10 protein-coding genes are annotated in these 9,708 nt (G+C 63.2%); 5 read left to right on the forward strand and 5 right to left on the reverse strand.

All coding sequences use genetic code 11. The features are described 5' to 3' along the window. A partial coding sequence (gene ppc / locus AX735_RS01725) for a phosphoenolpyruvate carboxylase (RefSeq protein ID WP_066274646.1) occupies window positions 1-1,949 on the forward strand: 1,949 nt, incomplete at its 5' end. 16 nt (window positions 1,950-1,965) lie between these two features. Here the strand turns inward: ppc and AX735_RS01730 are convergent. The 4 genes from AX735_RS01730 to AX735_RS01745 form a co-directional block, all read right to left on the reverse strand. After that, the gene (locus AX735_RS01730; RefSeq protein WP_066274648.1) at window positions 1,966-2,385 is read right to left on the reverse strand and encodes a hypothetical protein; all 420 of its coding nucleotides are present in this window, start codon (window positions 2,383-2,385) and stop codon (window positions 1,966-1,968) included. A gap of 42 nt (window positions 2,386-2,427) precedes the next feature. Then, a complete protein-coding gene (locus AX735_RS01735; protein WP_066274654.1) occupies window positions 2,428-2,874 on the reverse strand; it encodes a hypothetical protein in 447 nt (148 codons plus the stop codon). Further along, window positions 2,871-3,740 carry a DNA/RNA non-specific endonuclease gene (locus AX735_RS24030; protein ID WP_231749984.1) on the reverse strand — a complete coding sequence of 290 codons (870 nt, stop codon included), beginning with the start codon at window positions 3,738-3,740 and terminating at the stop codon, window positions 2,871-2,873. Before AX735_RS24030 ends, AX735_RS01735 begins: the two co-directional genes overlap by 4 nt. Before the next feature lie 204 nt (window positions 3,741-3,944). Next, complete coding sequence (locus AX735_RS01745) at window positions 3,945-4,223, reverse strand: hypothetical protein (protein WP_066274668.1); 279 nt, start codon at window positions 4,221-4,223, stop codon at window positions 3,945-3,947. A 254-nt stretch (window positions 4,224-4,477) separates the two neighbouring features. Between AX735_RS01745 and AX735_RS01750 the strand changes: the two genes are divergently transcribed. After that, on the forward strand, window positions 4,478-5,968 hold the full coding sequence (locus tag AX735_RS01750; RefSeq protein ID WP_066274671.1) for an oligosaccharide flippase family protein: 1,491 nt from the start codon (window positions 4,478-4,480) through the stop codon (window positions 5,966-5,968). A 21-nt stretch (window positions 5,969-5,989) separates the two neighbouring features. On the opposite strand, the gene AX735_RS01755 is transcribed toward AX735_RS01750, so the two are convergent. Beyond that, window positions 5,990-8,122 (reverse strand): S46 family peptidase, encoded by a 2,133-nt coding sequence (locus AX735_RS01755; RefSeq protein ID WP_066274676.1) that lies wholly within the window; start codon window positions 8,120-8,122, stop codon window positions 5,990-5,992. Between the two features lie 462 nt (window positions 8,123-8,584). Here AX735_RS01755 and AX735_RS01760 point away from each other — a divergent pair, with 462 nt between their 5' ends. The 3 genes from AX735_RS01760 to AX735_RS01770 all read left to right on the forward strand — a co-directional run. Further along, entirely contained in the window at window positions 8,585-8,896 is a 312-nt protein-coding gene (locus tag AX735_RS01760; protein WP_066274678.1) for an STAS domain-containing protein, read from the forward strand. Next, entirely contained in the window at window positions 8,893-9,261 is a 369-nt protein-coding gene (locus tag AX735_RS01765) for a response regulator (RefSeq protein WP_023839252.1), read from the forward strand. The genes AX735_RS01760 and AX735_RS01765 overlap by 4 nt, the downstream gene beginning before the upstream one ends. Next, window positions 9,258-9,708 (forward strand): Hpt domain-containing protein (locus tag AX735_RS01770; protein WP_202189477.1); only part of this gene is annotated, 451 nt, incomplete at its 3' end. The genes AX735_RS01765 and AX735_RS01770, both read left to right, overlap by 4 nt.

The following is a 9,708-nucleotide window of genomic DNA, read 5'->3' on the forward strand; positions in this document are numbered from 1 at the left end:
ACCCGTTCGTCACCGCCGATGCGCTGCGCCATGCGCTGGGTCGGCAGGCAGAAACCGCGCTCGTCCATTATCTCGACGGCGTGCACGCGCTGGGCCAGGATCTCAGCATCGCGACCGGCCTTTCGCAGACACCGCAAGCGGTGCTCGATCTCGCTGAGAAGAGCGGCGACAATGCCCCCAGCCGTGCCGACGAACCCTATCGTCGTGCGCTCGCGGGCATTTACGCCCGGCTGTGCGCCACGCATGTCGCGCTGACGGGCAAGCAGCCGCCGCGCCCCTCGGTGCTGGCGGGCGAACCCTATGCCAGCCCCGGCGATCTGCGGCGCGATCTGGTGGTGCTCGCCAATGGCCTGGCCGATAATGGCGCGGGCCTGCTGGCGAGCGGCGGCGCACTCGGCCGGCTGATCCGCGCGGTCGAGATTTTCGGCTTCCACCTGGCAACGCTCGACCTTCGCCAGAACAGCGACGTGCACGAGCGTGTCGTTGGCGAGCTGCTCAAGGTCGCGGGCGTGTGCGACGATTATGCCGCGCTCGACGAGGCCGCGCGCATCGCGCTGCTGCGCGCCGAGCTCGGCCATGCGCGGCTGCTGATCAACCGCTGGCACGAATATGGCGAGGAGACGGTCAAGGAACTCGCGATCGTCGAGGCGGCGGCGCAGGCGCACGCGCTATACGGGCCGCAGGCGATCACCGCCTACAATATCAGCAAGGCCGAAAGCGTGTCCGACATGCTCGAGGTCAACCTGCTGCTCAAGGAAGCCGGTCTGTTCCGCCCCGGTCCCGTGCCGCAGGCCGCGATCATGGCGGTGCCGCTGTTCGAGACGATCGGCGACCTCGAAAACGCGCCGCAGATCATGCGCGCCTATTTCGCGCTGCCTGAAATCGCTGCCCTGGTGAAGGCGCGCGGCTATCAGGAGGTGATGGTCGGCTATTCGGACAGCAACAAGGATGGCGGCTATCTGACCTCCACCTGGTCGCTCAACCATGCCAGCCGCGCACTCGCCAAGGTGTTTGCGGAGACCGGCATCGCGATGCAGCTGTTCCACGGACGCGGCGGCGCGGTGGGGCGCGGCGGCGGGTCGAGCTTCGCCGCGATCCGCGCGCAGCCCAAGGGCACCGTGCAGGGCCGCATCCGGATCACCGAACAGGGCGAGGTCATCGCTGCCAAATATGGCACGGTGGAAAGCGCCGAGCTGAACCTCGAGGCGATCACCTCGGCCGCGCTTATCGCGACGCTCGACCATGACGGGCTGAGCGAGGCAGACGAGGCGCGCTTTGCCGCGGCGATGGACATGATCTCGCGCGATGCCTTCCGCGCCTATCGCGGGCTGGTCTATGGCACCGAGGGTTTCAACCAGTTCTTCCGCGCGGCCACGCCGATCAGCGAGATTGCCGATCTCAAGATCGGATCGCGCCCCGCTAGCCGATCGAAGAGCCAGCGGATCGAGGATCTGCGCGCCATTCCCTGGGTGTTCAGCTGGGCACAGGCGCGCATCATGCTACCCGGCTGGTATGGCGTGGGCCAGGCGCTCGGCGGCTTCGCCGACAAGGCATTGCTCGCCGACATGGCGCAGGGCTGGCCCTTCTTCCAGGCGCTGCTCGGCAATATGGAGATGGTGCTGGCCAAGTCGGACATGACCATCGCGCGCCATTATGCCGGGCTGGTGCCCGACGAGGCGCTGCGCGAGAATGTCTTCGGCGAAATCCGCTCGGGCTGGCAGGCCGCGCATGACAATCTCCTGAGCGTCACCGGCCAGTCGCGGCTGCTGGCGAACAACCCCGCGCTCGACACCTCGATCCGGCTGCGCCTGCCCTATATCGAGCCGCTCAACCTGCTGCAGATCGAACTCATCAAGCGCCACCGCGCGGGCGAGGCCGACGAGCGGATTTCCGAAGGCATCCAGCTGTCGATCAACGCGATCGCGACGGCGCTCAGGAACAGCGGGTGATGGGTTTAAGGCAGCGCTATCTGATTTCGGTGCTACCGCGACCGTGCGGGAAGACGATCCTTTTCGCGCCGAACGCAGCCTGAGCCGCGCCGCGCCAGCGGTCAAGCTCCGGAACGTCGGTTTCGATGTCTTCGGGATAGAGATACGTGATCCGCGTGTCGCCCCCACGGACAAGATAGTACATCTCGTCCCAGCGGCTGCTGAGCGGCTCCAGGGCCCAGAGCTCTAGCAGCGTATCGCGGTACTTTTCATAATCGGGCTGCGCGAAGGCGATATAGCTGCCACGATCGAGGAAACGCGCGAGGCTGATATACCGACTTTCCACCAACGCGATCAGCAGGGTGCCCAGCGGACTGAAACTGGTCTCCGCTCGAACGGTCGAGGCGAGATCAGCAATCAGCTCGCCTTTCCATCGCCTGGGCCCCACGTTCCACATTGTTTCCCCCTGTCATACACCAGGCAAGGCTCTGCCCGTCGCTCAGCGCATCTTTGTGCGCCATCCCGTGCGAGGAAGTTTCTGCGCGTCGCTGGGCATGGGCGGATATCTGATCGGAAAATCCCCGAAACAGGAAATGACAAATGACTCTCGGTCATCATAAGGCAGCTCATCTTCGGGCACATCCTGCGGATACACGATCTTTGAGGATGCCCCGCCGTCTTTGATAAAAATTTCGATTCCCAGAGGCACCTTGTCAGGCGGCGGAACGAACCTGAGATCATTCAGCAGCATTACATTTATGTTCTCTTGCTTATCCACAGATATATATTCTATGAATTGCTGCCGTCCGACGTAAACGGAATAGCCAACTCCGCCAAACAGGTCTGCGAGGACCAGGATTCCCCGGTTATCCGTGCCATGCCTCCTCAGAAGGTTGCACGCGACGTCGTGAATGATGTCAGCCATCTCAATTTGCCAATCCTTCATTTCCGCCTGTTCCCTCTCGATTTCGGTGGAGACATACCGGGACGAATGTCGAATTTAACGTGCTTTTCCTTGCCATCGATATTGTACCAGATTTCGATAAAGTCGGGGCGACGGGAACCCTTTGGATAATCAATTTCCATTTTAAGGGACACGTCTTTGCCTAACTTCCGGGCGTCCGCCCATTCCTGCTCAACCATGCGATAACGCCCTCTGTTCAGGGATTTGTCCTGCGCAAAATGGTTGAAGGCATCATTGGGACCGTTGAACCTATGGGCAATGAAATGGCCCCCATCATCGGTCGGGAGACGATCGGGCTTGCCTGCATTGGCCTGAGCCGACCTTGAACGCGGTGTCTGAGCGTTCATAGACAACTCGGGCGCAATGATTTTGCGCGCGTCACCATTTTCATCGAGGTGATAGGTGTATCCGTTGCGCTTGATGGGACGCAGCGGAGGCTTTCTGGCGGGGCGCGGTGGTGCTGGCCTGGCGGGAGGCCTTGGTCTCGGCCAGGGAGCGGGATTGGCCGGGATGCTGCTAGGCAGATGCTGGCGCTTCTTTGCCGCGGGCCGCGGCTTTGGTCTGACTGGTGTCGGCTTTCCGAATGAGCCACTGGCACCCGCACCGCCAAACGGTCCGCTGCCCGGATTAATCCTGCCTGGTTTGCGCGGCTTCGAGCCGCTGGAGGCTCCGGCGCCGCCAGAACCATAACGCCGCCCTTGGCCCGCAAAGGTGAAGCGTCCGTCGTCGGGGTCGTGCCAAGGGTTGAACTTGCGCTCGATCGCCGCGCTTGCGCCAGAATCAGGCCAGTGGCCCGTCCGCATCCAGAATGCAAAGCCGCTTTGCTGCCCATGTGCCGGGTCCCGCATTCTGCCGCTCCTGTGGGGAAAAACGGCAAGAACATATCAGCAACATTTTCCAACAAGTCAATTGTCGGTGCGCCGATCAGCATGGCTTCTGGTCGCGTATTGATCCGTTTTGGATGCATTTCTCGCGTAACAGGCATGACGCATACAAAAACGGCGGCGAACCCATCGGGTCCGCCGCCGCCTGTTACCTTCGAAGGGGAAGGTTTACTGGTTGTTCGTGGTCGTGCCCGGCACTTCGCTGGGAGCGACTTCGCCGTTATCGTCCATCGCGTTGGCCTTTTCTTCGCCAGCCGCTTCGACCGCGTCAGCCTGGTTTTCCAGGGCATCTTCCTGGGCTTCGGTCGGGGCCTGGTCGGCCGCGTCTTCCAGCGCGTCAGCCTGGGCTTCAGCCTGGTCTTCGACCTGGTCGGCCTGCTCGGACTGGCAAGCGCCAAGGCTGATAAGGCCGATGCTGGCAACGCTGGTGAGAATCAGTTTACGCATGTTTCGCTCCACTACCCTGTTTCATGCACAATGCATGAACGCCACTACGGGTGGGTCCACAGGTGGTTGCAAAGCCCTGTAAAAAATTCTCCCGCACGGTGCGTCAGGAGTGTCCGTGACGCGCCGCCTAGCCAAACCGCGCCAAAGCTGCTTAAGAGCGTGCCGGGATTGGGCCTGGAAAGCACGTTTTGACATCATCGCCACCGCAGAATGAGCCTGGCTCGCCGGATAGCGTATCCGGGCCGGGCAAGGCTGTGCCGGATGGCGCGGCCGAAGCGCAGAGCGGCGACATCCAGGCGCTTGCCAAGGGCGGGCGCACCAATTTCCTCGGCTTTCTGCTGCGGCTAGCCGCGCGCCTTCCCTTCCTGTTCATTGCCGGGCGGCTCTATGGGGCCGAGGCGCTGGGCCGCTTCGCCTATGCGGTGCTGGTGGTCGAGTTCGCCGCGCAGATCGCGACCCTGGGGCTGAAGCGCGGCCTGGCCGCCCAGCTCGCGCGAACATCGCGCCCGCACGCACAGGTCGTGGCCGATGGCCTGCTGGTGAGCTTCATCGCCTCGGCGCTCGCCGCGACGCTGCTGATGCTGGTCCCTGAGATCATGTTCCCCAACAGCACCGCGGGCGAGGTCGACCGGCTGCTGCCGCTGGTGATCTTTGCCGTGGCGGGGTCGGACGTCGCGCTGGCGGCGCTGGCCTATCGCTTCGACATCGCCGCCACGGTGCGGGCACGATCGATCATCGAGCCGTGGACGATCAGCATCACCGCCTGGATCTTCTATTACCTCACCCCCGATGACGGGCTGATCCTGTCCTATATCGCCTCGATGGTCGCCGCGTTCATCGCCTCGATCATCCCGATGCTGCGCAATTACGGACTGCCCATGGGCTGGCAGCCGCGACCGCTTAAGCTCGCCAACATGGCGCGGCGCAACGCCCCGCTGGCGGCGGCGGATGCAATCGAATGGGGCAGCCGCCGGCTCGATCTGGCGGTGCTCGGCCTGTTCGCCTCGCCGGCCGTCGTCGGTATCTATTATATCGCGCAGCAGGTGGCGAGCCTGCCGCAGAAGCTCAAGACCAGCTTCGACCCCATCCTGGGCCCGGTGATCGCGCGCAACCTGCAGAGCGGCAAGATGGCCGAGATCGCGCGCCAGGTCAGCCAGGTCGGCTTCTGGATCATCGCCGCGCAGCTGGGCGTCGCGCTGGCGCTGGGCATCCCGGGCGAGGGCGTGATGGGGCTGGTCGGTCCGAATTTCGTCGGTGGGACAGGCGCGCTGGCGTTCCTGCTCGCAGCAGAGGTCGTCGCGGCCACCGCCGCCGTGAGCGAGGCGGCGCTCGTCTATATCGCCCGCCACCGCAACCTGATGATCTCGCTCGCCATGCTGGCGCTACAGGGGGGTTTGAGCGTCGCGCTGATTCTCACCGCGCAGGCGATGGGCCTGCCGCCGCTGTTCCAGGCGGCGAGCGTCGCGCTGGCACTGGCGCTGGCATTGGGCTTTGCCTCGATCGTCAAGGCGCGGCTGCTCTCGAAGCTGCTGGGTGCGCCGGTCAATGGCTGGCGTTGGGCTTTGGTCTGGGCGGCAGCGGCGGCGACGGCGGTGGGATGGGGCTTTACCAAACTGCCCGAATGGGCGGAGCTTGCATTCGGCATTCCCGCCATCCTGGGCGTCTATGGCTGGGTGATCTGGCGGCGCGGGTTCGGCCCCGAGGATCGCGAGCTATTCCGGATGCGCAAGGGCAGCGCCGAATAGCGCTGCCCTTGGCAGGATTGCTTACTGGCCGACGCCCATTTCGGTCAGCAGGCGCTGCGCCCCATCGACCTTGTCCATCGTCCACAGCATGAAACGGCTGTCGACATGGATGGTGCGGTTGATTGCGGCATCATAGGACCAGTCCGACACCACGCCGTCGAGCGTGCCATCGAACGCCAGCCCGACAAACTCGCCGCGCGCGTTGAGCGTGGCCGATCCCGAATTGCCGTTGGTGATGTCGACGGTGGAGAGAAAATCGACCGGCAGCGTGCCCAGCTTCTCGTCGGCATAGCGGCCGAAATCGCGCGCCTTGAGCTTGTCGATCGCGGCCTTGGGCGCGTCAAACTCGCCACGTCCGGTCTGTTTGGCGACCAAGCCCTCAGCGGTGGTAAACGGCGTCCAGATCAGGCCATCGCGCTGCTTGCCCGTCACCTTGCCATAGGTGAAGCGCAGCGAGCCATTGGCATCGGGATAGAGCGTGCGGCCCTGCTCCCTGGCAAAGGCGATCTGCCCCGCCATTACCGCCGAGCGCGCCGCCTGCAGGCGACCAGCACGCTCCTTGGCCTTGTCCTCATCGGCCTTCTGCCCCGGATAGGCGGCGACGGCGAGCTGGATGAACGGATCGGTCGAAGCCTCGAACTCGGCTGCCGGCTTGTCCATCCAGCCCAACCGGTCGGCGGTCACGCCGAGCCGCGTATCGGCATAGAGCCGGTCCATGCCCAGTTCGGCGATCTTGGCCTCGAGCGGCGCGTTGCGCTTGTCCGCTGCGACCTTGGCATATTCGCCCAGCGCCTGCTGGAACAGCACACGGTCGACGCCGGCATCATAGCGGCGCTCGACCTGGGTCAACCGCTCGCGCATCGACAGGCGATCGCGATCCTGGAAGCCCGGCTCGCGCTGGGCGTCGGGCTTTTCGCGTTCCTTGGCCCAGCGATAGAGCAGCTGCGCGGCGGAGAGCAGTTGCGCACGATTGACCGTGGCGAGACGCAGATTGTCCACCCGCGCCTGATTTGATTCGGCGACCAGCGCGTCGAGATCGGTCAGCGCCTGACCGTACATTTTCGTGCGTGCAGGGTCCGCCGCCACCCAGGCACGGAAATCGGCATCGGCCTTGTCCTTGCGACCCAGCAGGTCGATGGCATCGGCGCCGGCAATCTCGCCGAGCAGCTTCTTCTTGTAATTGTCCGAACCCTTCAGGATCGAGGCGTATTTGATTTCGGCATCCTTGTTGCCCTTCACCGCCTTTTCGATCGCGGCGGAATAATCGGCGCGCAATTGCTGGTCGATGGCATAGACCTGCTCGAAATTATGGCGCACCTCGGCCGCCGTCCAGTGGCGCTGGGTCACGCCCGGAAAGCCTGCGACCATCACGAAATCGCCTTCGCGCAGCGGCTTGTCGGCGATCTTGAGCCAGGACTTGGGCTTGTAGGGCACGTTCTCCTTGGCATAGGGCACCGACGAACCATCGGGCGCGACATAGGCGCGGTAGAAACCGAAATCGCCAGTATGGCGCGGCCATTGCCAGTTGTCAGTCTCGCCGCCGAAATTGCCGATACCGCCCGCCGGCGCATAGACCAGCCGCACGTCCTTGATCTCGAGCTGCTGCTGCAGGAAATAGGTCTGCCCGCCGAAATACGGGCGAACGTCGCAGCGGCGATTGGCCTGCTTCTCGCATTCGGCGATCAGCGCCTTGCGGTTCGCTTCCAGCCGGTTGTAGCGATCGAACCCCGAAAGCTTGGTGGTGATGCCCTTGTTCATCGCAGCGGTGACATCGCGCAGATCCTCGATCACATAGATGCGCGATCCAGGGGCGGCGGGCAGTTCGTCGCCAAGGGTCTTTGCGAGAAAACCATCGGTCAGATAGTCCTGGCCCGGCTTGGAATTATACTGGATCGATCCGTAGACGCAGTGATGATTGGTCGCGACCAGCCCTTCGGGGCTGACGAACGACGCCGAGCATCCGCCCAGCGAAACAATCGCATTCAGCGGCGCCGCCTTGAGATTGCCGAGATCGGCAGGCGAAAGCTCCAGTCCGGCCGCTTTCAGCTTGTCGCCCAGCGCGGGCGTCTGGCCCGGCAGCCACATGCCCTCTTCGGCGAGGGCAGGCACAGACATCAGCAGGGCGGTGGAGGCAAGCAACAGGGAATGGCGCATCAGAAACTCCGCAACGGGGGCCGGGAAATGGCAGGCGGCCCAGATAGACCGAGCCCTAAAACGGGGCAAGCATCCACGTCTCGGGTCCCGGCTGTTGGCCGGGGCAGATTGTGACGAATCGCTATCGTTCGCTAGCTAAGTTGATTCCCAATACATGACCCGTGAAAATACGGTTTTATCTTCATTTCTGCGCTATACCCGAAATTAACCACCGCATATCGCGGCCGTGCTCGGCTCTATGGTGCCTTGTTGCGCTGGTAACCTGGCCTTCATCATGGGCTTTTACTGCCAATTAAAACCGGGATTTTAGAGCAGAATTCCAGGATTGGCCGAACACGTGGCCCCTCTGACCCGTTCGCCTTCCCAGGCCCACCCGTCATCAGGGTTATGGTTGCTCCGGCGTTAACCATTATTTGACAAAGTCAGACGTAAAACTCTGTCAAGTTCCGGGGGGACAATATCATGCACAAGACCTTAAATGTTGGCAGTTCTGCCAATATCCAGAATTCCGCTGCGCTAAAAGATCAGCTCCTGACGGCGCTGGGCGAATGTGACAAGGTCACAATCGATGCTTCGCAACTGCAGGAAGTCGACCTTTCGTTTTTCCAGACGGTCTACTCCGCGCATCTGTACGCGGTAAGCAACGGAAAAACCGTCGAATTTACCGACGACGCCAACAAAAAGCTCGCCGCGACCCTGGCCCGTGCCGGCCTCGCCGATCTGCTACCAACTGCTAACCTCAATTCCTGGCTCCATGGAGGACTCCCGCAGTGACTGCCTCGATCCTGACTGTTGACGATTCATCCAGCCTTCGCATGGCCATCCGCATCGCGCTAAATGGCGCGGGCTATGATGTCAGCGAGGCCGTGGATGGCCTGGACGGCCTGAACAAGGCCAAGGCTGCCAAGTTCGACATGATCATCGCCGACCTCAACATGCCCAACATGAACGGGCTGGAGATGATCCGCGAAATCCGCAAGCTGCCGATCCAGCTCGGCACGCCGATCATCTTCCTCACCACCGAGTCCGATGAGGCGATGAAGCAGGAAGCGCGCGCTGCCGGGGCCACCGGATGGTTGGTCAAGCCTTTCGTGCCCGACCAGCTGCTCCGCATCGCTGCCAAGGTGCTCGGCCGGTGAGCGCGCAGGACCCCATTGCCGCATTCCGCGTCGAGGCCGGCGAGCTGCTCGGCGATATCGAACAGGCGCTGCTCGACCTCTCGCACGACCTGACCAACCGCGATCTGGTGGACAGCGTGTTTCGCGGCCTCCACACGCTCAAGGGTTCGGGGGCGATGTTCGGCTTCGATGCCCTGGCCGGCTTCACCCATCATTGCGAAACCGCGTTCGACCGCGTCCGCAAGGGCCAGGTGCCTGCCACCGAGGAACTGGTCGCCGTCATCCTGTCCGCGATGGATCACATGCAGGCGCTGGTCGATGGCGACGGAGCGGGGCTCGAAGCGGTTGGCGACGAAATACTCGACCGCCTGCACCAGGCGATCGGCGCGGCCGACGCGTCAGTGGCTGTCGAGCCCACCGCCGCATCCGTTGCTGCCCCCCTTTCCGCGCCCGCCGCTTCCGGCTGGC

Origin of the sequence: Blastomonas sp. CCH1-A6, from assembly GCF_001556365.1 — a bacterium.
Lineage (GTDB): Bacteria > Pseudomonadota > Alphaproteobacteria > Sphingomonadales > Sphingomonadaceae > Blastomonas > Blastomonas ursincola.